This is a genomic window from Brevibacillus sp. RS1.1, from assembly GCF_013284365.1.
Taxonomy (GTDB): domain Bacteria; phylum Bacillota; class Bacilli; order Brevibacillales; family Brevibacillaceae; genus Brevibacillus; species Brevibacillus brevis_D.
This window is the reverse complement of record NZ_JABSVA010000006.1, coordinates 210415-235803: the sequence shown is the minus strand read 5'-3', so window position 1 is coordinate 235803 and position 25389 is coordinate 210415. Positions and strand designations below refer to the sequence as shown.

The 25389-nt window shown below is 41.9% G+C and carries 24 protein-coding genes and 1 pseudogene; 13 read left to right on the top strand and 12 right to left on the bottom strand.

Annotated features, from left to right (window positions below):
- The first annotated feature begins 45 nt into the window (after nucleotides 1-45).
- From HP570_RS20530 to HP570_RS20520, 3 genes are all read left to right on the top strand, one after another.
- On the top strand, nucleotides 46-657 hold the full coding sequence (locus HP570_RS20530; protein ID WP_173626950.1) for a TetR/AcrR family transcriptional regulator: 612 nt from the start codon (nucleotides 46-48) through the stop codon (nucleotides 655-657).
- Nucleotides 658-679: 22 nt separating this feature from the next.
- A complete protein-coding gene (locus tag HP570_RS20525) occupies nucleotides 680-1984 on the top strand; it encodes an MFS transporter (RefSeq protein ID WP_173626949.1) in 1305 nt (434 codons plus the stop codon).
- A gap of 95 nt (nucleotides 1985-2079) precedes the next feature.
- Nucleotides 2080-2940, top strand: a complete 861-nt coding sequence (locus tag HP570_RS20520) for a copper amine oxidase N-terminal domain-containing protein (RefSeq protein WP_173626948.1) — start codon at nucleotides 2080-2082, stop codon at nucleotides 2938-2940.
- A gap of 529 nt (nucleotides 2941-3469) precedes the next feature.
- Here the strand turns inward: HP570_RS20520 and HP570_RS20515 are convergent.
- The 4 genes and pseudogenes from HP570_RS20515 to HP570_RS20500 all read right to left on the bottom strand — a co-directional run.
- Nucleotides 3470-4345 carry a radical SAM/SPASM domain-containing protein gene (locus HP570_RS20515; RefSeq protein ID WP_142498716.1) on the bottom strand — a complete coding sequence of 292 codons (876 nt, stop codon included), beginning with the start codon at nucleotides 4343-4345 and terminating at the stop codon, nucleotides 3470-3472.
- A 103-nt stretch (nucleotides 4346-4448) separates the two neighbouring features.
- Entirely contained in the window at nucleotides 4449-5024 is a 576-nt protein-coding gene (locus HP570_RS20510) for a GNAT family N-acetyltransferase (protein ID WP_173605861.1), read from the bottom strand.
- Between the two features lie 119 nt (nucleotides 5025-5143).
- Nucleotides 5144-5806: a CPBP family intramembrane glutamic endopeptidase gene (locus HP570_RS20505; RefSeq protein ID WP_173626947.1), complete on the bottom strand. Its 663-nt coding sequence runs from the start codon at nucleotides 5804-5806 to the stop codon at nucleotides 5144-5146.
- 145 nt (nucleotides 5807-5951) lie between these two features.
- Nucleotides 5952-6263: pseudogene (locus tag HP570_RS20500) on the bottom strand (nucleoside transporter C-terminal domain-containing protein); the annotation flags it as partial.
- 323 nt (nucleotides 6264-6586) lie between these two features.
- On the opposite strand from HP570_RS20500, the gene HP570_RS20495 reads away from it, so the two are divergent.
- The 4 genes from HP570_RS20495 to HP570_RS20480 all read left to right on the top strand — a co-directional run bounded on the left by HP570_RS20495 (nucleotide 6587) and on the right by HP570_RS20480 (nucleotide 8751).
- Nucleotides 6587-7909, top strand: a complete 1323-nt coding sequence (locus HP570_RS20495) for an esterase-like activity of phytase family protein (RefSeq protein ID WP_173626946.1) — start codon at nucleotides 6587-6589, stop codon at nucleotides 7907-7909.
- A 173-nt stretch (nucleotides 7910-8082) separates the two neighbouring features.
- Entirely contained in the window at nucleotides 8083-8253 is a 171-nt protein-coding gene (locus HP570_RS20490) for a hypothetical protein (RefSeq protein ID WP_173626945.1), read from the top strand.
- Between the two features lie 22 nt (nucleotides 8254-8275).
- Nucleotides 8276-8437: a hypothetical protein gene (locus tag HP570_RS20485; RefSeq protein ID WP_172801930.1), complete on the top strand. Its 162-nt coding sequence runs from the start codon at nucleotides 8276-8278 to the stop codon at nucleotides 8435-8437.
- A 14-nt stretch (nucleotides 8438-8451) separates the two neighbouring features.
- Entirely contained in the window at nucleotides 8452-8751 is a 300-nt protein-coding gene (locus HP570_RS20480; protein ID WP_173626944.1) for a hypothetical protein, read from the top strand.
- 195 nt (nucleotides 8752-8946) lie between these two features.
- Here the strand turns inward: HP570_RS20480 and HP570_RS20475 are convergent, their stop codons facing one another.
- The 3 genes from HP570_RS20475 to HP570_RS20465 all read right to left on the bottom strand — a co-directional run bounded on the left by HP570_RS20475 (nucleotide 8947) and on the right by HP570_RS20465 (nucleotide 11844).
- Nucleotides 8947-9381, bottom strand: a complete 435-nt coding sequence (locus HP570_RS20475; RefSeq protein ID WP_087349319.1) for a HEAT repeat domain-containing protein — start codon at nucleotides 9379-9381, stop codon at nucleotides 8947-8949.
- Between the two features lie 166 nt (nucleotides 9382-9547).
- Nucleotides 9548-10765, bottom strand: a complete 1218-nt coding sequence (locus tag HP570_RS20470) for a macrolide family glycosyltransferase (protein WP_173626943.1) — start codon at nucleotides 10763-10765, stop codon at nucleotides 9548-9550.
- A gap of 284 nt (nucleotides 10766-11049) precedes the next feature.
- Nucleotides 11050-11844 carry a glycosyltransferase family 8 protein gene (locus HP570_RS20465; RefSeq protein ID WP_173626942.1) on the bottom strand — a complete coding sequence of 265 codons (795 nt, stop codon included), beginning with the start codon at nucleotides 11842-11844 and terminating at the stop codon, nucleotides 11050-11052.
- A 326-nt stretch (nucleotides 11845-12170) separates the two neighbouring features.
- Here HP570_RS20465 and HP570_RS20460 point away from each other — a divergent pair, with 326 nt between their 5' ends.
- Complete coding sequence (locus HP570_RS20460; RefSeq protein ID WP_173626941.1) at nucleotides 12171-13256, top strand: glycosyltransferase family 28 protein; 1086 nt, start codon at nucleotides 12171-12173, stop codon at nucleotides 13254-13256.
- Nucleotides 13257-13363: 107 nt separating this feature from the next.
- Here HP570_RS20460 and HP570_RS20455 read toward each other — a convergent pair whose 3' ends face one another.
- Complete coding sequence (locus HP570_RS20455; protein ID WP_173626940.1) at nucleotides 13364-13654, bottom strand: immunity 53 family protein; 291 nt, start codon at nucleotides 13652-13654, stop codon at nucleotides 13364-13366.
- Between the two features lie 672 nt (nucleotides 13655-14326).
- On the opposite strand from HP570_RS20455, the gene HP570_RS20450 reads away from it, so the two are divergent.
- The 4 genes from HP570_RS20450 (at nucleotide 14327) to HP570_RS20440 (ending at nucleotide 17835) form a co-directional block, all read left to right on the top strand.
- Nucleotides 14327-14644 carry a hypothetical protein gene (locus HP570_RS20450; RefSeq protein WP_173626939.1) on the top strand — a complete coding sequence of 106 codons (318 nt, stop codon included), beginning with the start codon at nucleotides 14327-14329 and terminating at the stop codon, nucleotides 14642-14644.
- Between the two features lie 86 nt (nucleotides 14645-14730).
- Complete coding sequence (locus tag HP570_RS20445) at nucleotides 14731-15174, top strand: cell wall hydrolase (RefSeq protein WP_012684472.1); 444 nt, start codon at nucleotides 14731-14733, stop codon at nucleotides 15172-15174.
- Between the two features lie 171 nt (nucleotides 15175-15345).
- Nucleotides 15346-15648: a hypothetical protein gene (locus tag HP570_RS29970; RefSeq protein WP_012684471.1), complete on the top strand. Its 303-nt coding sequence runs from the start codon at nucleotides 15346-15348 to the stop codon at nucleotides 15646-15648.
- Nucleotides 15649-16299: 651 nt separating this feature from the next.
- Nucleotides 16300-17835 carry a thiol-activated cytolysin family protein gene (locus HP570_RS20440; RefSeq protein WP_173626938.1) on the top strand — a complete coding sequence of 512 codons (1536 nt, stop codon included), beginning with the start codon at nucleotides 16300-16302 and terminating at the stop codon, nucleotides 17833-17835.
- Between the two features lie 130 nt (nucleotides 17836-17965).
- Here HP570_RS20440 and HP570_RS20435 read toward each other — a convergent pair whose 3' ends face one another.
- From HP570_RS20435 to HP570_RS20420, 4 genes are all read right to left on the bottom strand, one after another.
- On the bottom strand, nucleotides 17966-20161 hold the full coding sequence (locus HP570_RS20435) for a tetratricopeptide repeat protein (protein ID WP_173626937.1): 2196 nt from the start codon (nucleotides 20159-20161) through the stop codon (nucleotides 17966-17968).
- A 6-nt stretch (nucleotides 20162-20167) separates the two neighbouring features.
- Nucleotides 20168-21220 carry a hypothetical protein gene (locus HP570_RS20430; RefSeq protein ID WP_254495387.1) on the bottom strand — a complete coding sequence of 351 codons (1053 nt, stop codon included), beginning with the start codon at nucleotides 21218-21220 and terminating at the stop codon, nucleotides 20168-20170.
- Between the two features lie 751 nt (nucleotides 21221-21971).
- Nucleotides 21972-22625, bottom strand: a complete 654-nt coding sequence (locus tag HP570_RS20425; protein ID WP_173626935.1) for a lysozyme inhibitor LprI family protein — start codon at nucleotides 22623-22625, stop codon at nucleotides 21972-21974.
- 1035 nt (nucleotides 22626-23660) lie between these two features.
- Nucleotides 23661-24938, bottom strand: coding sequence for a helix-turn-helix domain-containing protein (locus HP570_RS20420; protein ID WP_173626934.1), 1278 nt, complete (start codon nucleotides 24936-24938; stop codon nucleotides 23661-23663).
- A gap of 226 nt (nucleotides 24939-25164) precedes the next feature.
- On the opposite strand from HP570_RS20420, the gene HP570_RS20415 reads away from it, so the two are divergent.
- Complete coding sequence (locus HP570_RS20415; protein WP_173626933.1) at nucleotides 25165-25356, top strand: aspartyl-phosphate phosphatase Spo0E family protein; 192 nt, start codon at nucleotides 25165-25167, stop codon at nucleotides 25354-25356.
- The last annotated feature ends 33 nt before the right edge of the window (nucleotides 25357-25389 follow it).

Genomic DNA, 25389 nt, shown 5'->3' with positions numbered 1-25389 from the left:
GGTAATCTTTATCCAACCACTTACTGACAACCGAAGGAGGCGCCGATGAAAAGAATCGTGAAAGACCCCACAACACGGCGAGCAGAAATATTGGAAGCCGCCGGAGAGCTATTTCGAAATCAGGGCTATGTCCATACAACCGTGGATGCAATCATTCAAAAGGTGGGCGTAGCGAAAGGAACCTTTTATTACTACTTCAAATCGAAGGAAGAAATCCTTGAAGCATTTGTCCACTCCATGGTCGATACGCTTTGCGAAGAATATAAAAAAATCGCTGCTGACTCTACCTTACCCGTTATGGAAAAGGTGCGCCAGATGCTGCGCAGCCAAAGCCACCACATCGACAAGCAAGCCGAATGGATGGAAAGCTTGCATCGCCCTGAAAACAGAGAGCTTCACGAGCGCCTGAACATCGCCATTATCTTAAAAATTGCTCCTGTTCTTGCACAAGTCATTGAACAAGGAAATAAAGAAGCTGTCTTTCATGTCGAGAATACTTTGGAGACCGTTCAGTTTCTCCTCGCTGGCTCGCAATTTTTGTTGGAATCAGGCATTTTTCATTGGGAGCAAGAGGAGCAGACAAAACGTCTACAGGCCATGCAGATGATTATTGAACGTTCACTAGGAGCTGCCCCGGGGTCCTTCTCGTTTCTATAATGGCTGAAAAGGAGGAAAGACAATGAACGCTCATGATAAGGCCTTTCGCAGATTTCTGATCATTTGGTCAGGGCAGTTGCTTTCTGCTATCGGTAGTGGACTTACCTCTTTTGCCTTGGGTGTCTTTGTTTTTCAGCAGACCCAATCTACCATGAGCTATTCGTTCATCATTCTCTTCTCTTTTCTCCCCTCCTTCCTTTTACTCCCCTTTAGCGGGGTGCTGGCAGACAGATTTGACCGCAAGAAAATGATGATCATTGGCGATATTGGCTCCATAGCTGGTATCTTGTTCATCTTGCTTGTCATGCTCTCCGGGCGTATGGAATTATGGCACATCTATTTGGGGGTCGGCATCAGCTCGATCTCTGCCGCTATCCTAAACCCAGCCTATAAAGCAGCCGTCTCCGATCTGGTTTCGGAAGAGATGTACTCACAGGCAAGCGGGCTCATCCAACTGGCAAGCTCTGCTCAATATCTTATTTCCCCACTGGTTGCAGGGCTTCTTCTCAGTACTTTTGATATCCAGCTCGTCTTACTTATCGATATGATGACCTTCCTTTTAGCTGTCGGCGCCGTGCTGATGATTATGAAACACGATACCACTCCCCAGAAACATGAAAGACAAAGCTTTTTTCGCGAAATGTCTGAAGCCTTCCGCTATCTCCTTTCAAAGAAAGGCGTTTTCTTGTTCGTTCTGTTAATGTCTGTCGTGTGCTTTTACATCGGGCTGCTGCAATCGCTTTTTGGGCCTATGATGCTGACATTAACTGATTCCAAGACGCTCGGTATCGCCCTCTCTGTATCTGCATCGGGTATGCTCGTCAGCAGCCTGTTGATCGGACTCTTCGGTATGGGAAAGAGAAAGGTATTCATGCTGTCCTTCTCTCTCGCACTTGCTGGCTTGTTTTACGCCTTGATGGGTGTGTTTACTTCCGTTTCGATAATTATGGTTTTTGGCTTCCTCTTTTTCATCACGCTTCCCTTTGTGAACACCAGCCTCGAGGTTCTCATACGAACGAATGTAGAGAATGAACGGCAAGGCAGAGTGTGGTCGATGATCACGGCTATTTCACAAATCGGTTTCGTGCTGGCATTTGGGTCGGCAGGATTTTTGGCGGACCATGTATTCAATCCGTTGTTTGATCCAGATCAATTGCTGGGCCAAACGGTCGGACAGATTATCGGAACGGGGCCAGGCAGAGGAATTGGCTTTTTGTTTATTCTCTCTGGCGTACTTGTGTCGCTACTGGGAATCGTGATCGGGCGTGTGAGGAAAATACGGGATTTGGAAGGAATGTCACTGCAAGGGAACTATTCGCACAAATAAAAATATTTTCTCAAAACCTATGCAACCTATTCATATTTTCCTTCGTCTTGAATGTCGAGTTCATGGGACTTACACCTAGAAGGAGGAAGATTCAAATGAAAAAAGCAATATCTACTTCGTTGGTTGCTATTCTGCTCGCAACCAGTGTACCTGCTGCTCTAGCGGCTAACCTGGAGAGCAAAGGAAATGGGAAAGGCAAGCCCGAAGTAAAGACAGAAGCAAAAGATAAATCGAAAGAAACTTCTGTCAAAGAATCTGATACCGATACAGATAGCGACGATGAGAACTCAACCGAAGCTAGCACAGAAACCAACATCAAAGACGTAAAGTTGAAAAAACAGCTAATCGAGCTTCGCCAAGAGCTCAAGCATACGGCTGAAATCACGGAAGATCAAAAAGCGAAATACGAGCAACTGGTAGCTGATCTGGAAAAAACCACTGACAAGCATGGAGCTTTGGACGTACAGCTTGAGCTTCTTCAGCGCACGTACCAAAAAGGAGACCACACACCCTTCAAAAAGCTTGGAGAACTCCTTGAGGATACAGGCTCGACAGAAGTGAAAGCATTCGTAGATGGAAAACAGGTAAAAGCGGATGTAGCACCGTTTGTAAAGGGTGGAAGAGCTTTGGTGCCTGTGCGTGCGATCAGCTCCGCATTGAAAGCGGAAGTGAACTGGAAGCCAGAGACTCGTAGCGTAGAAATTACGCGTGGCGAAAAATCTATCACGCTGTACCTCGATAAAAAAGAAGCAACTGTAGACGGGAAAACCATTTCTCTGGACACTGCACCTGTCCTGAAAAATGGGCGTGTCTTCCTGCCTCTTCGCTTCATCAGTGAACAGCTGAACGCGGAAGTAAAATGGCAAGAAGAAGGCAAAATCGTCATCATTGACGACCTTCAAGCCCCTAAAGAATCCGAGCAGGATACAGACGCCAACGATACATCTGCAAAGTAATACAACAAGAAGTCTTCATTTGGCATAGAAAAAAGATAGTGGTTCCCATTAGCTCCTCTTGGCTATGAGATCCGCTATCTTTTTTTATGTTTACCTTTACTTTTGCCCATGAGTTTGTGGAGGATGGCGGCATTCGTCATTTTTCAACGCCTGAAAACAAGCTTTTATCCCCTACAGTTCGTCCAGTCATGTCCAAGCGGCATTCATAAAATATGGTATGAACACGAAGGAGGTGGATATATGTCTTGTGGTTGTAAGGATCGAGAAAAAAAACACGGGATTGAAAACAATTGTGATCCAGACTTAGACAGGGATTTCGATAGAGACGTGGACGAAGATTTAGACCGTGACCGTTGTGGTTGTCGCCGCCGTCGTCGTCGTTGCCGGTTTTGTTCCTTCTTCCGTCGCAGGCGTCGCCGCTGTCGTTTTTGTTTCTTCTTCCGTCGCAGGCGTCGCCGCCGTTGTTAGTAGTGAAGTTTTAAAAATGAACGAAACGTCCGAATCATTTGACCCGGACGTTTTGCTTTTTCTACGCTCCAAACCTCTGGCGGTACCCGCATCTTCTACATAATTCCTCGACAGCTTCCCTGCGAGAGAATCCTTCTATCAGATTATTGGCCCGCTCGCCATCCACAATATCAGTAAACGAGGTCTGATTGATGTTCCCTAGATTAATAACCCCTTCCCCATCGAGACAACACGGCACAACGGTTCCATTTTCGAGAATCGCCGCTTGTGTGCGCAGTCCATGGCAAAAGCCTTTTCCGTCATCTTCAGGCGCTGTTAGACTCGGCCATTGGAATTCGTAATCTTGGTTCAAATAAACGCGGTCATCGATTTTTACCCCACTGCCTGCCACTACTTTCTCTTCAATTCGATAGTCCAGCCCAAACTCTTTCTCAATCACTTCGAGCGTCTGGCGGTTTCTACTCTTTTGAATGTTCGTAGCGTTGTCCTGTGTCAAATTCCACAGACGGAAAGAAAAAATCACCTGATGCTCTTGCGCTTCCCGAACAAATGAAAGAATTTCGCGCAAATAACCTTCACGGTCGGTTGAGCCGATATGTCCGTCAAAGCTGTGAAGCGAGAAGTTCATTTGTCGAAGCGCAGGCTTGCCCAGCAATTTATGCCGATTTTTCGCAATGAGCGTACCATTCGTGGTGATATTGACCTTGAAGCCTTTCTCATGACTGATATCGAGCAGCTCATCAATTTTGGGATGCAGAAGCGGTTCCCCTTTGACGTGCAGATAAATGTAATCAGTGTGCGGTTTGATCTCATCCAGCCTTTTCGCAAAGTCTTCTACTTTAATAAAACTTTTACCGCGTTCCGTTGGCGGACAAAAGGTACAGGAGAGATTGCAAACGCTGGTGATTTCTATATAGACTTTTTTAAAGTTTTTCAAGATGTTTTCCCCATTCCCGATGCCTATGATTGATCATACCCATCATAGTAACATAGGAGGGCTTTTACAGGTAACGGTGTATTCTGGTGGTTTGGACGAAATCTCACGTTCCTTTTTCATAGTCCTCTTTCAGCATTCCGTAAATCTCCAGATCCACGATCCCTTTGCCCGACCACAGCGTTGCTTGTCTAAGCGTTCCTTCCTTTATGAAGCCATTCTTCAACAATACTTTTTTAGAGGTCTCATTCTGAGGCATCACTTCCGCCTGTATTCTGTTGACGTTGACATCCATGAACAAAAAGTGGAGCAATAGGCTTACTGCTTCTGTCGCAACCCCTTTTCCCCAATGCGCTTCGGACAAGAAGTAGCCAATCGTCACCATGTTTACCTTTTGTTGAAAGTCGAAAGCTTCCATAATGCCAAGCAAGTGATCGGGGTTATCATTGGCGAATATCCCCCATTTGATCTTGGATTTTTTCAAATAGTCTCTCTCAAAATGCCCGATCATGCTTTTCACTGTCGCTTTATTATGCTTGGGGATAATCCCGCAGTATGTAAATACATGGTCATTGCTGTAGATTTCAAATACTTCGTCCAAATGCTGCTCTTCGATTTTCTTCAAGGTGAACCGATCTGATTTTAGAATGGGAAACTGGTTAAACAGTACGTCAACGTTCATGATTTCAGCTCCATCTTTTGATATTCTCTACCTTCTTAATTTTTCCAGCAGGGCTCGTTTTCCTTCTTATCCACCTAATAGAAAAAAGGTATGGAAGCTCGCCTCCATACCCGCGTCATTCATTTCAAGAATAGTAGATAGACAGCCATAATCCCCGAATCTGCAAGGATATGACTGACGATTGAACCCATCAGTGAGTTGCTCTTGTCTCGCATATATCCCCAAATCATTCCCGCTAAAAAGACTGGCAAAATCATCGCGATATTATACGGCCAGCTAAACAAAGGAATGATGGAGAGGAAATGATACAGGCTGTAAAACAATGACGTCAGCAAAATCATGGTTCGCTTTGTTCGTCTTCCTTCCAGCTTTTTAAATAAATATCCTCTCCAGTAGATTTCCTCAAGAAACGGATTGATCACGAGCAAAACAAGGATGAGCCAAACGACAAGATTGCCTGAGAAATCCCATTGTACCAATAAATTTTGCAGATCATCCTTATCAAACAAAAAGCTGTGAAAGAAATATCCTGCAACAATCATGGTGAGAAAGAAAAGAAGTCCAGTCCAAATGCCGTGATACATATTGAGGCGGTTGATTCCCAATCCCATTTGCCTGAATGTGTCCCGCCATGTGTTTCCTTTCAAAACGATCATGTCTACAAACGGAACCGCAAACAGCCACCCGTAAAACAGCAAAAACGTGACTGGGACGCTACTCATGACTTGTAATCCCAAAAAGATCATGATCGTTGGCCCTAGAAATAACAGAACATGCTTCATCGTATCCCCACCAAATCATGGCTTGTTTTAACTAACAAGATTGTAGCGAGGAACAATAAAAGCGAGTAGTACCAACTTCGCGTAGTACCAAAAAAAACGAGGGCATGGATCACTCTAGCCCTCGTCCATATTTTTACCCACTCATCTAAATGAACATCCCTGCAATCGCCGCGCTCAACAGATTCGCCAAGGTTGCTGCAACTACCGCACGCAAGCCCATCTCTGCAAGGTCTGATCTTCTTGACGGAGCAAAACCACCAAAGCCGCCAATGACCATAGCCAGCGCAGCCAAATTGGCAAAGCCGCAAAGGGCGAAGCTGATGATCACCACACTTTTTTGCGACAAATTTGCAATCTCAGGGGCAAAAGCCGTGTACGCAACAAATTCGTTGAGGACAATCTTTTGCCCGATGAAAGAACCGGCCTTTAGCGCTTCCTCCCATGGAACCCCGATCATGGGGCTATCCCTTCCGGACGGCCTCCATGTATGACGGCTGAAACCCCTTTGGTCAAGGTAGGTGCCTGAAGCTCCATCCGAAATACATTCAGGGCCTGTCTTTTCCTATCCTCCGCGCCCATATAGATCACGCATTCCATGCCAAACATCGCGCAAACCGTCGGTGGAAACTCCATATTTTCGACTATTCCGAACCTGATAGCAGCATCTTATATTGGTACTTTTTACAAAACAAATATTTTATCTTCATATTTTCCCAATATAGTTCGGGTAGTCTAACAAAAGCGGTTTACTACGTCGTTTTTTCATTCGGAGGGATATTGATGAAGATTCACTTTCAAAAGAAAAGCTTGCTGATCGCAACAATCACGGCTCTATCCTTGATCGGAACACAAGGGGCAGGTGCAACTCAAAATGTAACGGAAGCACCCGTTGTAGCCGAAATTCATGAGTGGAAAAATCCCCCTGTTCTCGCTGAAGGTATTAAAGAAGGCGGTTTCTCCGGTCTCGTGCATCTCCCTAATGATCCTCCTTCTATCTTTTATACATTGGCTGACCGTGGACCAAATGGGCAATACGGCAAGGACGAGCTGCGTACGTTCCCTGACCAAAACTACACACCACGCTTGTACAAAATCAAAGTAGAGAACGGAAGCATTCATGTTTTGGAAACCATCAAGCTGCATTTGCCACAGGGCAAAATCGATGTTTTTACGAAGACTGCCTATATCAGTGGATTGCCAAACCTCGCTGGCCCTGATGAAGTTCCCTACGATGCGACAGGAACAAAAAAGATTAGTTACGATCCAGACGGTTTGGATTTGGAAGGCATCGCTTACAACCCGGTGGACGATACGTTTTGGTTATCCGACGAATACCGCCCATCCATCATTCAAGTAAAGCGTGACGGCACGATCCTGGGCCGCTATGTACCAAAAGGCTCCAAAGAAGCCTTGGTTGCAGCAGGTGCAAAGATGGAGATTTTTGATACTTTGCCAGCCGTCTATTCCAAGCGCATTGCAAACCGTGGCTTCGAAGGTGTCACCATCTCGCCAGACGGCAAGTTCTTGTATACTTCGATCCAAAGCCCGATGGCACTCCCTGATAAAAAGACAGGAGAAGCTTCCCGTAATCTGCGTATTTTAAAGATGGATCTCGCTACCAAAAAAATCGTAGGCGAGTACATGTACATCGCAGAGAACGCGAAAGACTTCGTAAAAGTGAAACAGAAAGACGTCGTCATCAGCGACTTGGCAGCACTTAGTCAGGATGTTTTACTGATTGACGAGCGAGACAAAAATGCCGGTGCAAACGCACAAATTAAACGAATTTACAAAGCAGATTTTTCGAAAGCAACCAATTTACTCGGTACACCAACAAGTGAGCATGACTTCGAAAAACTTACCGTCGCCCAAGTGAAAGAAAAAGGGATTGTGCCTGTTTCCAAGGAATTGCTGGTGGATGTAGCCAAGCTAAACTATCCGCATGAAAAGCTGGAAGGACTAGCGATTGTGGATAAAAATACGATTGCCATTGTGAATGACAACGATTTCGGCGTTGAAGGCTATGATGAGAAGGGTAAGATTAAAATCAACAGCAATCCAACGCAGATGTATGTGATTAAAGTGGGTAAGGATTTGAAATAAGAAACATAAGAAACATAAGAAGAAGTCCTGCACTTTCAGAAAGTGGCAGGGCTTCTTTTTGTCGTAAATCTAGGACTCTCAAAAAATGGACCACCTCGCTTGATACTTGTCTATTACCTTTCTCTTTCTTTCAGCATTATATATAGAACATGAAAATGAAAGGAGGGAATGCGATGAGTAATAACAAGTGTGCACAAAAAGCAATTGAGGAAACCACTGAGATTCTTGAAAAATTCCAATCCCGCCTAAAACATGTAAGAAAAGAGAGCGAAGAAGAAGCAGAAGAATCAAACTCTCTTATCAATGAGATCCAGGCATTAATCGAACAAGCATTGCTTACGTAGATAAGAAAAGGAGGTACGGCCCATGAGTTCCAGTCTTTGCAAAGAATTAGAAGCAATAAAGAAAAACATTAAAACACTCACGCATGAATTCCTGCATGAGGCAGACGAAATAGAAGATGACTTCGAGGATATTAACGAACAATTACGACAAACACTAGCCGTCATTCGACAGCTGTTGACATAAGGGGGGAAAACATTTTGCTGACTGATTTTCAAAAAAGCCTTTTGGTAGACATTTTTAATACAACAACAAGCATTCGGGCAACACAAAGAGCGATTATCGCTTTAGAAAGGCAAGCTACTTTCGGTTTCGCGGTGCTACTCTCTACACTGAGTAATCCCAATAAAGAGGACAGCGAAAAAGAAGATATTCTCATCGCCCTCTCATTCGCCCTCAGTGGTCTGGTCAGTCAAATCAGAACATTACGGGAAGAATTAGAAGGACTCCAAGTAGACTTACAGCTGGAGACGAACGCACTGGCAAGGACCATAGTTTAGCTGAAACACTTGATGTTCCTGATGTTGAAGTTCCTGTGTTTGATCAATAAGCATAAAAAAACAGATCCAGAATTTTATGGATCTGTTTTTGAGCGTTCATTCGTCCGCAAGGTTGTTCTAACTAATACGTAAAAAAGTCCGTCCCACTACAGTGGAGCAGCCCCTCTCAAGCCTATGTTACTTCTATTGCTGCTTCTATAACGAGGCCCAGGTGTTTTCCAGCCACTGATCAAAATCAGCACCTTTTTCTCCCTCGTACGTATCATAGATATCGCTTCTCATTTTTTGCAGTTTCTCTTTGAATTCCTCGAGCGTATGACCTTTTGGCAAGCTCTTCTTAATTCTTACCAAGGCTTTCGTTGCTCCTTTGATCAAGTCGCCTTTTTTCTGAGCAGGTAACCGAGCACCTTCCCCAAATGCTTTCAGTTTTTGAAAAGCAGCCTCTTGCACTTTGTATACCGTATCGTTTTCCATGATTCTCGTCAGTAATCTCATTGTTTCTTCATGCTTCCACTGACCCAATTCTTCAACAGCCTCTAAACGCTCTCTCCAATTAGACGTTCGATTGGCAGCTTTTTTTAATTCCTCAAAATTCGGAGGAAACTCATTTTTGATTACAATATTATTCATCAAATCTATCTCCTTCTGACTATCATCCTTCTATTATGGCACTACATCATATGAATAACACCCCCTTCTCACATATAAATTCCTCGAAAAAAGTGTGGAGAGCGAAAAAATTATAGTAAAAAAGCTTCTTGCCGCTCATGATGATGAGGCAAGAAGCTTTTCATTTTTAATTCGGCACGGAATACAAAGACATGATACATCTTGCCGCTTCTTGGTATCCGCCAGCATTACGCAAAGAGTCCCCTACCTGTATCGCGTGCTGTTTATAGGTCGATTCGTTCAACACTTGCAGCAAAGCATCCTTCAATGCTGTCGGTGTGAGCTTTCCCCTATCTAACATAATACCCGCTCCCAGCTCCTCCACCCGCTTTGCCACAATCGGCTGATCAGAGCTTAATGGAATCATGACGAGGGGCACATAAAAATAGAGAGCCTCACTCGTACTGTTCATGCCAGCATGTGTAATAAAAGCATCGGCCTGCTGGAGCACTTCCAGTTGCGGAACGTACGGCTCAATGATGAAGTTGGGTGGAATATGTTCTCCAAGAGACTCCAGCTCCGTATCTCTCCCGCAAGACAGTACGAATTGAGCCGGAATATCTTGGAAGGCTGCAAAGCACAGTTTGTACAATTCCACATCTTTGGTCAAAATACTGCCCATGGAAATGTACACGACCTTATCGTATGAAGCACGTAGCTTTTCAAACGGAAACGAAGGAGAATCAGGGCGCGAAGTAATCGACGGTCCTGTAAAAATGTAGCTATCGTCCAGCTTGTCAGCATCTGGCTGGAAATCACGGCTGGTAAAGACAATCTTCATGTCCCCATACTGACGGGTAATATCTTCAATGGCAGGGACGGCTACGTTGCATACACGGGCGATGCTCTGTGCAGTCTGCGTCACTCGTTCATAAAGTGCATCCACATCGACATCATCACTTGCCTCAAGCACTTCGACAATTTGGCTGAGCGGTTCAGCAAAGGCGAAATTGGTCACGGAGCAGATCGTCGGGATTCCTAACTTCTCCCCTAAAATCGCCCCTCCCCACCCAAACAAGGAGTCAAAAATCAGGTAATCAAATGATTCGTTTTCGATCTGCCTGAGAATCTCGGGAATGTGGGGTTCAATAATACCTCGCAGCATAAAATCGTTGAAATGAAGAGGGTGTCTGAATTCTGTTGGGTTAAAACCTAAATCACGGGATACTTGTTCATCCTTTTGATAAGCGCGGAATTGCGCCCCAGTCTGGGCAAGCCTATCCCGATATTCTTCTGAACACATATAGACGACTTCTTCTCCGTTGTCGACTAGCTGCTTCACTAAACCCAATGTAGGATTTACGTGACCATCTGCTGGAATCGTAACATACAATACGCGTGCCACTCACTCCACCTCCAAAAGAATATCTAATTAGAAAATGTTTCCATTTCATTATAGGTCAGATGGTTGGTAAAAATGGTTAAAATCCAAATATTTCATAATTTGTTCAATATTTTATATGAAGATGTTTAGTATTGTACATAAGCCCTTATATTCCAAATGATTTCAGGAAGCGGCTTGTACACCCAAGAGTTTTTTAAACGCAAAAATCCCTCCAGCCATCATTTCTCCATGTGAAGGGATTTCCATCCATATTATTTAATTAACAAAGCCCCGAAAGCCCGGTCCTACAAGGAGTTTAACTTCTTTACTTTTTCAAGATATTTAAAATACTCCTCTCGAAGCGGGTGCTTTTTACTCAACCACGGTTTGCTATCTTCCCCTGTGTAGTGAATAATGGCCGGATCTATTCGCAGGTTGCTTTTATAAAGATGCTTGGACTGATAATTCCACTTTGTGTCAAGTTGAAGCCAATTATCATGAAGAATCGCATTCATCGGATCTTGACTGGGATAACGAATAATCCCTTGGTTCTTTTTCATGTAATCCATAATCTTTTTTGTGATGTTATGCTCTCTCCATTTTTTCAAATTCATGACTAATACTCCCGCATTAAAGTAATCACAGTCATCCGGAATAGCCAGATCGGCATGTCTCAGCTTGTTTAATCCTTGCCAAGAATCCATCACCGCTGCAAGGTAATATTGATCAACCTTTGTGTTCCATAATGGAGTGATGTCTTTTTTAATAACGATATCACTGTCCAAATAAATCACTTTTTCAACATCTTTGTCCAGCAGGTCTGGAATAGAAATTCGATGATAGGTTTCCTGCGTTAGATGATCACGGACGAGGAATCCATCATATAGGGTCGGATCAATAGTGACATATTTAATTTGAGCATGGAATCGTTTCACAGTTTTCGTTAAGATGGATTTATTTTTCCCAGAGACTTGACTGTCAATAACGTGAACGATGACTGGGTTTTTCGAAACCTTATTTTCAAAAAGGGAATATAACATGACTGCGAGATGTACAGCAAAACCATCATTAACGGCTGTTACAATATGAATCGTGCCCACTATTCTCCCACCCCATATCCTAATTGAGCTATATATACACACTATTCATGGACAGCGTTGGTTTGTGTGATGAAAATACCTAATTATTTCTAGATGGGAGCACAATTCACAGCTGCACCCCTCCGCTGATGCCGCTTTTTTCTGTGTTCGATCAGAAAACCGTTATACGACTAGAGCATGTTCCATCCATCCCCATAAAATATATAAGCTGTAAGAGCGACTCGAATTCGGCAATGACCTTATCCCATAAGTGGCGGTATGAGGGTAATTTGTCCAAGCTTCAGACTGGGCACAAAGAAAGTACCTATTTAAAAGGGTGATGAAATATGATCTCCTTTGTGGTTGGCAGAGGGATGGGCCATCTCGGTAGATGCATTAGCATATCGGAAAAATTGCAGCAGCACCATCTTCCTATTCACGTGTTTGCTTTTCGTGAAACACATGGCTATTTATCGAAAAACCTGCACAATGACATCGAATTGAAAGCCTTTAAATCTAAAAAATTCGAGGATGGTAAACAAACCACACTATTAATAAATGATTGGCGCTCCGATGTGCCTCGATTTCGCAGTGAGGGGAAAGTCGGTGGAAACACAAAGCTCGTGACCCTCTACCACAGTGACTTTATTATCGGTACTAATGACTCAGCTCCGATGCGGGAATACAAAAATCGCATTGTAGAAATCGCCAATCAATCCGATATCTTTTTGCACATGAACCTTATACCGCCTAAGCAGACCCATCCGCAAATGAACTGCATCTATATCCCTATTCCTTTAATCACCAGGGAAATCAGCCAATCCCCTCAAGAAGTGCGACGCATGTTAGGCCTTCAGCAGAACGAGCCGTTTATTCTGGTTCACATGGGCGGCGGACTCGCTAACCGTTATGAACAGATCGTGAAGTGGTATGATCAAATAAACTCACTTGCTGGCCGCTATCGATTTGTTGTCGCTGGGCAATTGGCAGATGAAGATTACCAGTTCGATGAAAGAATCATCAAAGCCCCGCTCATTCCGAATGGCAAAAATCTTGTACAGGCGGCCAGTCTGGTCATCAGCAAACCGGGCATGGGCATTTTAGGAGATTGCATCTCTACAGGAACCCCATTGCTTTTCCTTCCGCCGGATGATGCAGAACGCGAGCAAAAAATAGATATGCTAAGAGAAATAGTCAACAGTGATAAGGTATCGATCCAGGAACCGGAAGAGATTGTACCAAAGATTGAGTATGTGTTAGCAAATAAAGAGGTCATTCAAAATAGATTTAGCCTTATCCCTACCAACGGCGCTGAGGTCGCAAGCAAAATTATCGAAATGGCATACCGGATCCCGCTATCGAAATTGGCAAAAAGACAGGAAGATCTCCTGCGCTTGACGCCGTATAGCTCCTTTGGACATAAGGGCGGATGACTTTGAAGCAAACAAGGAGGACTGTCTTAGGTAGAAGATTAATTTCTACTTAAGACAGTCCTCTTACTTCCGCGCTGTTCTGTAATCACTTACGTACACTTCATTCGCTAGCTCTCTGCCCATTGCTTAAAAAACGCAAGTATTTCATTCAGGTTTTTCGGACCACCAAATGCCTCAAAACATCCGTCTTTCAATCTGCAATGTACCCAATCATTCTCGGTTCTATCTACAACATAATTCTCAAAGGGTCGCTTGTTCTCCAAGGGCGTTTCTTTTAGGTTAATCTTTATCGACCATCCTGGATTATCAATCGTACAGATCGTTATTCCATAACTATGCTCCCAGTTTCCATCACAATTGGAGGAGTAATAATTTTCTAACCACTTTATCAAATGCATTGCTGAATCCAACCCTTCCAAGATTTTTCAAGAGCTAATGATTTTTACCTGAGCTTGTTGTAATATACTTCCACAAATACATTTTTGAAGGTAACCCTTACGTCGAACGAAGATAAGGCCATCATGCTTCCATCACGTACTCCCTTCGATCGCTCTTGATCAGCTTGAAGCTTTTACATCAAGAGCAACATTGTTCCACCCTCCTCACATTAAGGATCTAACATCGTAACTAATGTGAGAAGTTACTTAAAAATCAGTAGTAAGGGAGTTTGGCAAATGGTTTTCTGTCCTTTTTGTGATGGTTACGGCATTATTTACAAAGCAAAGGTAATCTCAACTAGCTCAGTAATTTTTATTTGCGATGAATGTGACACTATGTGGGACACCCATGAGATTCTTGCTGAGAATTGCCTTAATTTCAAAGTGTTCATGCAACACTTTGGCTTAAAGGGGCTTTGGTCAGAGCTAGATGAGGCCGGTGTTTATAACCATAAGTAAACATGCCTCACAATTTGTTAAATATAGACCACGCAGTTTTTTTGGCTCTTCTTGTACATCGTCGTTGGTGTATTCCACATGATCAGCCCATGCTTTGGATCAGAGGCTTCTGCCTAGCTGAATAGCCGGCTATACAATCCCCTCCCTATTTAATCAGGTATAGGAGATGATCTAATGAATGAAGTAAAGAAGATCGCTTATAAGAAATTAATTCATCAAGCTTTCCTAGACCTAAAAAACAGTGGTACTTATGACAAAGTTACCTTTGACAGAAATCTCCGCATAGCCCATGCATTCCATAATCTCGCAGAGTTTATCGTTGTAGATTTCGTTGGCTTCAATGAAGATGAATTTTGGGCTTCAGTCGGCGCATTAGCCTCTCAATTTGATTTGCACCATTACAGAAAAATTTTCGATGAGGCTGTTATGGACCCTCTTCACTCTTCATCATCCTCCACAGTGAAAGGGTCGGGAAATATGTCCACCGATTAGTATTTCTCTATAGACCGATTTGAAGCGTAACATTTTCGCTACATTTACAATATGATGTGCCTAGAACAATCTAAAGAGGTGAGCCGATGGCAGTCGTAAAAGCCAGGAGCAGTGATATTGACATGTTGGCAAGGTTGCTTCGAGCCGAAGCTGTAGGTGAAGGCGAAATGGGTATGCTCCTTGTGGGGAATGTTGGAATCAATCGAATAAGAGCGAATTGCTCCGATTTTAAAGGACTACGGACAATTCCTCAAATGATCAACCAGCCGCATGCGTTTGAAGCTCTACAACATGGTATGTTCTACCAAAGGTCTAGAGATAAAGAACGCCGTCTGGCGCGACGGGCTGTGAATGGGGAGCGCCATTGGCCTGGTAAATTCTCCCTCTGGTATTTTCGTCCGGGAACGGCGCAAAATCCCCTGCCTTGTCCGCCGACCTGGTATAATCAGCCGAACGTGGGAAGATACAGGCTTCATTGTTTTTATGAGCCGACCGCGAAAGAATGTCAAAATGTATATAATACTTTTTAGTGTTATGGACGAAAATAGCCCAGACATTACACTGCCCCAAGCGAAGAAAGGGGCAGTTTTTTTATATGCTCGTGCGGATCACTATAAATATTGGCTATGTCGTCTGCCCAATCATTGTTTTTCGGTTGAACATACAATGTTGAGAATTCATTGTAAAAGGAGTGATTTTTAATGGCATTTAGACCACCTCTAGGGCCACCTCCGGGCCAGCCGCCAGGAACACAGCAAGTACCACAGCCGCTAACTCCTCCTCCGTCGTTCATCCCCCCACAACCCGCTCCCTTTAGAATTGATCCAGGGGCAATTGAAGGTTGTTTGTTCCGTTTTACGTATCTTTGGCTTGCAAATGGAGAGCAGTTCTGGTTTTTCCCCGTTTTTGTAGGTTCTAGATCAATTGCAGGCTTTAGATGGACGGGGAGGACTTGGAGACGAACTGGATTTGATTTACGGTTAATTATTGCATTTACATGCTAAGGCGCAACTCTCTTCTCCTTTGCACCGATTCGATGCACAAGATACGCAGACTTTGAATTTAGGAGCACAAGCCCCAAATAGATTCAGCCTGCGCGCGATTTCATGGGCTGCACGATCTTTGTCGTTAATGTGCAGCCTATTTATGCTGCGTACAATAATTGAGCTTTTGTAATCTCCCTGGCCTTCACTCTCGCTTCATACGATTCATCAACCCTTTATCTCCATAACTAATTCAAAATCAAGCTCCCAATCGTACATATAGAGATGACCGTAACTACTCACCATATTGCCGTTCTAATCGAACGGTATTTTTTTGTACGCTATTTGTTAAATTGCTTCCTTGAACGGGATTAGAAAACGTAAGGAGTCGCGAATTCCATTTGGTATAATTTGGGGATGGAGGGGTGGTAAAGGTATATGAGCGAATCTGTCTTTCGTTACATAGAGCTACTTGAAATTGCTGGAGTCAGCAACTTTGGTAGAGATATTTTTACAGTATGAACAAGCTGTAAGATTTGCCCCACCATATACTTTTTTTGGTTAAATCTAATGGTTTTTTCAGAAACTACCGATATAGTTAGTATTCCGGAAAATATTTACTGTGAGCATATCTAATTGAAGTTATGCTTACATCTTAAAGGAGGATACATTATGAGGATTCGAAATCATACTAGATTTTTAAAAGTAATCGCTAGTTTATCTGTTATTTTCGCTACTGTAAATTATCCAGTTATCTCCTTTGCCGAAGCGGTTGATTCTAGTGAAGTCAGTGAAACAAGTAACGCCGATGACATTAATACCGGTATAGCAGACTTGGACTATGATAATGTCGAAGTATTAGCAGTAAGTGGAGATGAGATAGATAGTTTTGTTCCAAAAGAAGCACTCAACCCACATGGTAAGTTTATCGTCGTAGAACGCAAGAAAAAGTCACTTTCCACTTCTCCAGTAGATATTTCCATTATTGATTCTATGGCTAATCGCACGTACCCGGGTGCATTACAGCTTGCCAATCAAGCTTTTGCAGAAAATAAACCGAGTGTATTACTGGTACCAAGAAAACCTTTGACGATTAGTATTGATTTACCAGGTTTGAAAAAAGAAAACTCCATTACTGTGGATAATCCAACATACGGGAATGTGTCTGGAGCAGTAGATGAGCTTGTATCTAAATGGAGCGATGAGTATTCAGCAACACATACTTTACCTGCACGATTGCAGTATGCAGAATCAATGGTTTATAGCAAATCTCAAATCGGAAGTGCTCTGAATGTTAACGCGAAATATCTTGATTCTACATTAGGAATTGACTTTAATGCGATTGCTAATGGAGAGAAAAAAGTAATGGTCGCGGCCTATAAACAAATATTTTATACGGTAAATGCGGAGCTGCCTAACGATCCATCCGATCTTTTTGATGATAGTGTTACTTTTAAAGATTTGAAACGCAAAGGGGTAAGTGATCAATCCCCACCTGTTATGGTATCCAATGTCGCATATGGTAGAACCATTTATGTGAAATTAGAAACAACCTCTAAGAGCAAAGACGTAAAAGCAGCATTTAAAGCCTTGCTTCAGAATACTGCCAATGTAGAAACGAATGCCGAGTACAAGGATATTTTTGAAGACAGTTCCTTTACAGCTGTAGTATTAGGCGGAGATTCACAAGAGCATAACAAGGTCGTTACGAAAGACTTTAGTGAAATCCGGAATATCATCAAAGATAATGCGGAATTTAGCCTGAAGAACCCAGCATATCCAATCTCCTATACCAGTGTTTTCTTAAAAGATAATGCCATTGCTGCCGTTCATAACAATACAGATTATATTGAGACTACCGCTACCGAATATTCGAAAGGTAAAATATCGCTTGGCCATTATGGCTGGTATGTCGCTCAATTTGATGTTTCCTGGGATGAAGTTTCCTATGATAAAAATGGGGAAGAAGTACTCACACATAAAACGTGGGAAGGAAGCAACCAAGATAGAACAGCTCCTTTCACTACAGTGATTCCTCTGCCACCTAATGCAAAAAACATAAGGATTTTTGCGAAAGAATGTACCGGCCTTGCTTGGGAATGGTGGAGAACCGTTATTGATGAGTACAACATTCCATTATCGAGTGAGATTAAGGTTGAAATTGGCGGAACGACATTAAACCCAACGGGTGGTATTACATTTAAGTAGTTGTGAAGAGAAACGGCTGAAATCCTTTTATCGAGGACTTCAGCCGTTTTTCTTTTTCTTATTCCTAAACAGTCCTAACACCGTTTTGTGCCGCAAATGTAAGTCACTTATCATCTCACAAAAAATTTCATTATTTCGAAACGAACAGGGAAGGTAACAGTTGCATCATTTCATTCACATGCGGTGATTCTCCAAACATGAGATGCTTGTTCCAATCTTCCGTGCCAAGTTCCCTATCACCCATTTTGATAAAACACAAACCTCTCCGATAGTAAATATCTTGTTGGTCTGCATCAGAAAACGCTAAGGCCTCTGTATAATCGGAAATGGATAATTGCCACTCCTCCTGTGCTTCATAGACCCATGCACGGTTGTAAAGGACGGTTGCATTTTTCTCTAGTGCAATAGCTTCAGTTAGATCAGCTATGGCCCTGTCATACTCCCCCATCTCATAGTACAGGACAGCCCTATTTGTCCAAGCGGCCATCATTTCCCTATCCTTGTTTAGGGCAGCGGTAAACGTTTTTAGTGCTTGATCATTATTACCATCCGACATTTCAATTAAACCCAGTGTACACAGGAGCCGCGCATGATCAGGCTCTATTTCTAAACCGAATTCAGCATCTTTTCGGGCCATTTCGAATTTCTCCATTTGATACAATAATGTAGCTCTGTTAAGTAATCCATCAAGATTTTCGGGTTCTATATCAAGCAAGTAGTCATAGTCCGCCATTGCTTTCTCCACATCTCCAAGACGATTGAAGGCAGTAGCTCGATTGAAATAAACCTCTGGAAACGGAGGACTAAGCTTTATCGCTTGGTTATAATCTTCAATGGCTTCATCCAGTCGCCCCATTCGGCTATAAAGGTTTCCACGATCAAAGTAATATTCTGGATAATTGGAATCAATCTGTATCACTTGGCTAAATGTTTCAGCTGCTTCTTCAAACCTTTTTAAAGCTACGTAAATCAGCCCTTTATTATGAAGCAACACCGAACGATGCAACATATGTTCATCAGGAGCAAGAGTCTGATTTAACCTTTGCCATCCTTCCGTAACCAATCGAAGCGCTTCTTCAGGATTATCCATATGTAACTCTACTAAAGCCAATCCATTTTGGTTAAATACTTGTTGAAATGCACGCTCTTTTTCATCTTCAATCCATTCTGCCAAATCAATGGCTTTTTGTATCCATTCTTTCGCCTTCTCGTGTTCTCGTTCTCGGTGATGCCTCGTATAGTACATCGAAAATCCATATGAAATTTGCATATGAACTCTAAAATCATCAGTGTTTGCGTACACTTCTCCTAAAAGCGTCGGTATATCATCAGTTTCACCCAATGCAGCCAGAGACGTAGCCATTTTCATTGTAAAATACCGGCTATTATCAAATTCGCTGCTCCAATTCGTCAGTTTCCGGCCACGTAGGCTCATATCGATAGTCGCATCGTAAAAACCCATGTTAATGCTATAACTAACTGCTTTAAACAACGCTTCGCTAGCTGATTTCTCTGAAGTACCGCGCTCCAGATGAAACGGAATGGCGCCTAAGTGCAGTGACCACTGCTCTTCTTTTCTAAGAGATTCTGCACGCTCTTCGTGAAGGCTCTGACGAATTTCAATAGGAGTTGCTTCATAGGCGAGCAATTCCTGCTCACAATCTGATGTGCAGTCAGAAAATATGTATCGTTTCGTTAGCTCAAGTCGCTGTTCGTCAGATAGATTTACTATCCCCCTATCTTGTTCGATGTCAGAAAGAATAGTAGTAGGCTCCGTATACGTTTGTAACGCCTTTTTCAGGGCTTCCTTTTCCGCTATTTCACTTGAACTTACGATCACCTGAATCAGGTCAGACTTCGCACGACGCAGAAGTGTACTTATAAATTCTGCATCAAGTTGATCACAGGCCTGCACATTTTCAAAAACCAGGGTCAATTTTCCCATTCGTTCCCGATTCGCTAATGCCAATAAAAGATCGATCAAACCATTCGACATGCGAAGTGTACGCAATTTCGAATAATAACGTGTTCTCTCTTTCGGAATAGCAAGAGAGGTAAGTGTTTCTACACTAACAGGAATGACTGCTTTCAGTTCTGGTGCTATGGATAAGATCTCGATGCAGTGTGATAAAATCAGGTCTGGCCATTTCGAATAAGCTTCCGGAATAATCTGGCGCAGAAGGTCACCAGTACCTGTATAGGGTCCTCGGAGATTGCAATGACAATTGCTGACATAACATGTGGAGTATTGCTCTTCGAAGTACTTCTTTTCTCGGTCGCTGCGCCGAGATCCAATCAGCCATTGGTGTGTCATCGATTGTTTCATTTCGACTCATCCCCTCTGTTCCATTGATAAATTCCGAATTTCCCTTTTGTTTCTACGCTCTTTTAGGTATAGATAAAATACAATTCCATACTGGATTCCCGTTATAGACAAGAAAACAACGGAATCCCAGAATTTCATATCTTCTCCTGTAAATATGGAGAGAAAAATATTCGTTAAAAGTTGAATAGCGACCGGAATCATATAGAGCATCATTCCTGTCATCATCAGCCAGCCAGTTGCGTAAAAAAAACTGTACCATCTTGCTACCTGATGATCCCGTTCCGTATACTTGGACATATCGACCATCTTGTTCTTTTTTCCAATTAGTCCATACCATCTATTTTTCAAATAGGAACGTGTAGCCTCCTGAAGATTTACACACCCCAACATCGTAATCATTAAATAATAGATATCTGTTTGAAGATGAAAATAAAATTGCCAGAAGAAACGCAACAGTGTTGTAAATGCTAGTCCCATACAATATGCAGCTATGATTGTCTTCTCACCTGTATTTATCCAAATTGCACCAGCAACGATCACCAATAAGGAATACCACAAAATATCACCGAACATTCCAACTAAAAAGGGAAGAACACGCTTTCGTTTTGGGAATCCCCAAATACCTGGCATGGAAGATGTGAAGACCAAAAAGTACATTCTTCTGCCTATACTTAGTTCTGAGGGGATACCCAGTCTTCGTCCGGCAAGCATGTGCATCAATTCATGAAACAAGATCCCTGGAATCTGACCGATCGTCATGCCAAGAAAAACCACCATGGCGTATTCGGAAAATAAGATGCTTAATCGACCCGGACGAATCTGTGGATATTGGAATAACAACCACAAGGCACAGGTTATGATGGCACCATAAATCAGCCAACCAAGTGGAGAAAAAGCTAGCTTACCCAACCATTGCCCCGATACTTTCTGCGCTTTCGTTTCCTTTTCCTCAACATCACAAATAAATGTCAGGTCACGTAATGTCTGCAAAAAATCATCCATGTCCACTTCATCGTGATAGGTATCTTGATACCAGGAATGCGCTTCGGCAACCCCCATGCCCTCTTGCAGTTTTCGTACAAGTGCTGCTCCATCCTCAGGAAAAACAGCAAACGTATCCGTTCCAAACCGCCCAATCAGGACTCCTTGCTTATCCTCCAGAAATGTTAACGGGTGTAATTGGATCATGCGATTTTCGTTCATGACTTTCCTCCCGGATGTTGTCATGCTATCTTCATAATTGAAAAAGAGGGGCAAATGCCCCACTTTTCCATGTTACTGACAAATATTTTATGCCTGCTCACATGTGCAGTCGTACATTGTGTTAGCTACTGAAGTCAATTTTACAGGCTCGGTTTTTTGCACAGTAATTTTTTTCATAATAATAGCCTCCGATAAATTGTTATTTATACCATATTCGCGAATGTATGGTATATACTGGTAATGATAGCTTGTATTTTTCTGACTGTCAATAATCTTTTGACTTTTTTGAAAATAAAATATTTTCTGGAAAAATATAAGAAAACGAAGGTAGGTAAATTATGATTCCTTTCCAATCTCCCACATTACTCCACCCGTTATATCTTAAGAGTCTTATCGCTTCCATGATGAATTAAATTTATTACGAAATAACCCTTCCACATTTCGGAAGGGTCTAGACACCAATGATTCTTGCTTTCATTTTTCCGTACTAACAGTGTACAGCACTCCATATGTGACCAGTAGACAGTAGGGGTGGTAGCCCCACAGTGTTATGCGCCGTTACTGTCTTCGAAGCATCACCTAGAAACCTTTGATCAAGATTCCAACTCTATTTTTTACTTTGGTATAAAAACTCAACTTCACGATCTAGCAAATATCGATATTCAAATAATTGCATTGTTCTTTCCCTAATTCTCTCCCGTATAGCCCTGCCTAGGCTTACTGATCCTTGTGATCCAAGGTAACGATTATCAATAAATGTCTTCTCTACAAATTTTGTTTCCCTTAAGTGATACTGTAACCATTCTTTCTGCGATTCAATTAGTGCTTCTCTTGGTTCTCTATCCAACTTAGAAAGAAGCTTTTTATATATTTGATTCAACTCTTTATCCCAAATCTCTGTATATCTGCTTTCCAAAGCCCCCCATTGCAATGTTGTAATAATCTCTTTGGAATTTTGATATTCATTAAATTCCACTTCATAATCATGATCTATCGGATTTCGAAGCATTTCATCATAAAATTCTCCTTTCAATTCATAGTTCCCAATGTTCATGGATAACACTTCATTGTTAGAAGGATCTGATCGACCTTCAGTGATTTCTTTCGATTCTGTTCCATTACCTGTACTCACTACATCAGGAGGCAGTTCAGAATTAATTATTGATTTAGTTTCGCCGTTCAAAGTAGTCGATTGACTAATATTTTGACAAGATGAAAACAGTATTGTAATAAAAAGTAATAAGAGTATCTTACCTTTCATAAATTATCTCCTTAAATATTATCTTTACTATTTACCGGTAATGGCGCATAACGTCTTATTCAGGAACTTCGTAAATAATCCCATATGTAGGCTATTCTCGAAAACTTTTGAACTATCCTGCCCGTAACTTTAAGAAAGGACCTTGTGCGTACAACAAATTCTTAAATAATTTGGTACGGAGCAAACGAGGGTAAACTCTGCCGCAACATTAAAATGTAAATCATTCGGCATTGGGTGGGGTCTAAAAAATTCGTTGCTCCATCAGGTAATTGAAAAGATAGAAGTCCATCAAGATGGCTCTATCAATTCATTACAATATTGCTCACCCTCAGGAAATGAGCGAACTCTTGCAAGGGGCTTAATCGGAAGCCCCTTTTAATTTAAGTAACACTGTACACTCCACATGTGTGGATTGCGTAAAATAGACAAGCTTCCGATGTGGCAGTATTCGCTAAGTAATTTACGCAACAGAGGCACCACTTCGTACTTAGAATGAAGATAGGACTCGGACAAGTCAAAATAAAAAGCACCCTGATTATTTTAATCAAGGTACAAAAGGAGTTCACTTTTCTATAGGAATATGTCACCTAATTAATGCCCAGGGTCAGCAACGTTCTGCTTTACTTTAAATATATGTGCCGTATTAGTGTTAGTCACGTCTGTAGGCAGCCAATTGACACACACAGCCATGGACAACGATAATACCAGCAAAGTCATTACCTTTTTCATCTGGGCACCCTCCTTATTTTCCAAAATTACCTGCGGTGGCATCCTTTTCATTTCAGCAAGTATTGTAGATATTTGTGTAGATAAAATGAATAAAAAGCACCTTACCAATAGTTGTCAAAGTGCATCTGTCAACACAAGAGTAAAGCTTCTAACTTTTACCACCCTGGGTCAGTTCCGTAGGAAACTATCATAGAATGGTTTGGAATGGCTTGTACCTCAGTTGCTTGAATAGTCTGAGGTATAGCAACTAAAAACACCGTCATTATTATACGCAAGAGAAGCTTGTTCATCACTTTCCCCTCCTAGTTATCTGGATATTATAAGCTCATTATACACTTTTTGGATATCATTTATTACGAAATAATCCATCTCTTTCTTGTTTTTTGTGTAATAATTCAAAATTCGATTTACACATTCGTATCCTTTTTCGTGAGCGCTAACTTTAGCGTACTCTAAGGTAGCTTTTAAATAACTATCTACGGCATCTCTAATTAGACCGAGACGCATTTTATAATCTCCTTTTAACCTAAAATAATAGGCTAATTCTGTTTTCTTGAATGGAGTTCGTATATTTACATTGTTCATCTGACCTTCATACTTTAGAAGATTTTCTATAGAATGAAAATCATTGCTTTTTAGGTATAACTCAAATAATTCATTAACAATGTGAATGATATTATTGTCCGTAGCCTCTGAAAGACAAGCTTGTAGCTTCGTGATAGCTAAGTTAAGATTGCCCTTCTTCCCATTAATAGCCCCTTCCATTACTTTTACGGTTTCAGTTACGTGTGGGTATGAATAATGACTAAACAATTCAAGGTATTTTTCTGACAGCCCATAATCCCCCAAATAATAATGCGAGTTGCATATTGCCAATGTTGAATCAGCTTTGATTCTGCTTTCAGTCCCATCTTCTTTTAAAACATGTTGACAAAGTTTGATGCAATCATCAAATAATCCGAGATTATAGGCATGGACTCCCAGTTTATAATGCAAAAGTATTCGTTCATCAGGAGATAAAAACTCCGCATAATGCAAGATTTGCTCCCCAGACTGATATGTTTGAGGTAATTTAGTAAAATCATCTCGTTCAATCAGATATTTCTTAAATAAAGCTTTTGCAATGTATATCGGCTCACCAGATTGTCGTGCATAATTTGCGATGACCTTATAGAGAGCTAAACAAATTTCGTTATTTGCTTCAACTATAGCATTGGAGTCTGCGAAGCAATAAAGTCGCTCTAATGCCTTCTCAGTCTTCTCATTAGGAGATTGAAGAAATTTCAATGATACTCTTTCGACTAATGAAGTATAGTCACATTGAATGATTTCCTGAAGAATTTCAAATAACGTTTCACTCCTAGTCTCATCCTCAAGGTATCCTTCAATAATTTCTTCATACGGAAACGGAAATAAAGTGGTTAACGACTTCACTGTTTTAAATTCAGGGCGTTTTGTTTCTCCACTCTCTATTTTCTGTAGGACACCCCTGCTTAAACCAGTTCTATCCTCCAACTGAGCAAAAGACAGGCCGCTATTTCTCCGGTATTCAGCCAGCATATCCCCGATCGTTTTCTTTTGCACTATATTCCCCCCAATACAAAAACTTCCTTTTTCTTACAAACCAATCGAACAGCATTGTAACAAGGCACCAAACATGAATCAACAAAAATTGATCGACAAAATATGATTTTATTTTGGCGAAAAATAGCGAAATACGTCAAATGTATCAAGGTAAATTTTTCCATAGTTCTTATGATATCAATGTTATATTGCAAATGAGGGGTGAGGCTATGGGGGCCAAGTAGCAATGAATGAATGGCATAAAGTCAGTAATGAAGACCTACTCCAGATCATCGCTGGTCTTCGACAGAAACTCAGTGAGGTTATAAAGAAAAATGGCAGGTTAACAGACAAGACTGTGGTGGAGGTGAGTCAGGAGCTAGATAACTATATCGTAGAGTGGCAACGTAGAAAGAATATCAATCGAAAAGGGGGATAATATCGAATTGAGCAATCTTGGTACTCAGCAGCG

Excerpts from the sequence above, each read along its gene's own strand:
- HP570_RS29970 (WP_012684471.1), top strand. The coding sequence starts at position 15,346 with ATGGCATTTAGACCACCTCTAGGGCCACCTCCGGGCCAGCCGCCAGGA.
- HP570_RS20520 (WP_173626948.1), top strand. The coding sequence starts at position 2,080 with ATGAAAAAAGCAATATCTACTTCGTTGGTTGCTATTCTGCTCGCAACC.
- HP570_RS20450 (WP_173626939.1), top strand. The coding sequence starts at position 14,327 with ATGAATGAAGTAAAGAAGATCGCTTATAAGAAATTAATTCATCAAGCT.
- HP570_RS20435 (WP_173626937.1), bottom strand. The coding sequence starts at position 20,161 with ATGAAACAATCGATGACACACCAATGGCTGATTGGATCTCGGCGCAGC.
- HP570_RS20425 (WP_173626935.1), bottom strand. The coding sequence starts at position 22,625 with ATGAAAGGTAAGATACTCTTATTACTTTTTATTACAATACTGTTTTCA.
- HP570_RS20455 (WP_173626940.1), bottom strand. The coding sequence starts at position 13,654 with ATGCATTTGATAAAGTGGTTAGAAAATTATTACTCCTCCAATTGTGAT.
- HP570_RS20505 (WP_173626947.1), bottom strand. The coding sequence starts at position 5,806 with ATGAAGCATGTTCTGTTATTTCTAGGGCCAACGATCATGATCTTTTTG.
- HP570_RS20495 (WP_173626946.1), top strand. The coding sequence starts at position 6,587 with ATGAAGATTCACTTTCAAAAGAAAAGCTTGCTGATCGCAACAATCACG.
- HP570_RS20440 (WP_173626938.1), top strand. The coding sequence starts at position 16,300 with ATGAGGATTCGAAATCATACTAGATTTTTAAAAGTAATCGCTAGTTTA.
- HP570_RS20490 (WP_173626945.1), top strand. The coding sequence starts at position 8,083 with ATGAGTAATAACAAGTGTGCACAAAAAGCAATTGAGGAAACCACTGAG.
- HP570_RS20510 (WP_173605861.1), bottom strand. The coding sequence starts at position 5,024 with ATGAACGTTGACGTACTGTTTAACCAGTTTCCCATTCTAAAATCAGAT.
- HP570_RS20525 (WP_173626949.1), top strand. The coding sequence starts at position 680 with ATGAACGCTCATGATAAGGCCTTTCGCAGATTTCTGATCATTTGGTCA.
- HP570_RS20485 (WP_172801930.1), top strand. The coding sequence starts at position 8,276 with ATGAGTTCCAGTCTTTGCAAAGAATTAGAAGCAATAAAGAAAAACATT.
- HP570_RS20460 (WP_173626941.1), top strand. The coding sequence starts at position 12,171 with ATGATCTCCTTTGTGGTTGGCAGAGGGATGGGCCATCTCGGTAGATGC.
- HP570_RS20445 (WP_012684472.1), top strand. The coding sequence starts at position 14,731 with ATGGCAGTCGTAAAAGCCAGGAGCAGTGATATTGACATGTTGGCAAGG.
- HP570_RS20530 (WP_173626950.1), top strand. The coding sequence starts at position 46 with ATGAAAAGAATCGTGAAAGACCCCACAACACGGCGAGCAGAAATATTG.
- HP570_RS20430 (WP_254495387.1), bottom strand. The coding sequence starts at position 21,220 with ATGGGGGTTGCCGAAGCGCATTCCTGGTATCAAGATACCTATCACGAT.
- HP570_RS20415 (WP_173626933.1), top strand. The coding sequence starts at position 25,165 with ATGAATGAATGGCATAAAGTCAGTAATGAAGACCTACTCCAGATCATC.
- HP570_RS20475 (WP_087349319.1), bottom strand. The coding sequence starts at position 9,381 with ATGAATAATATTGTAATCAAAAATGAGTTTCCTCCGAATTTTGAGGAA.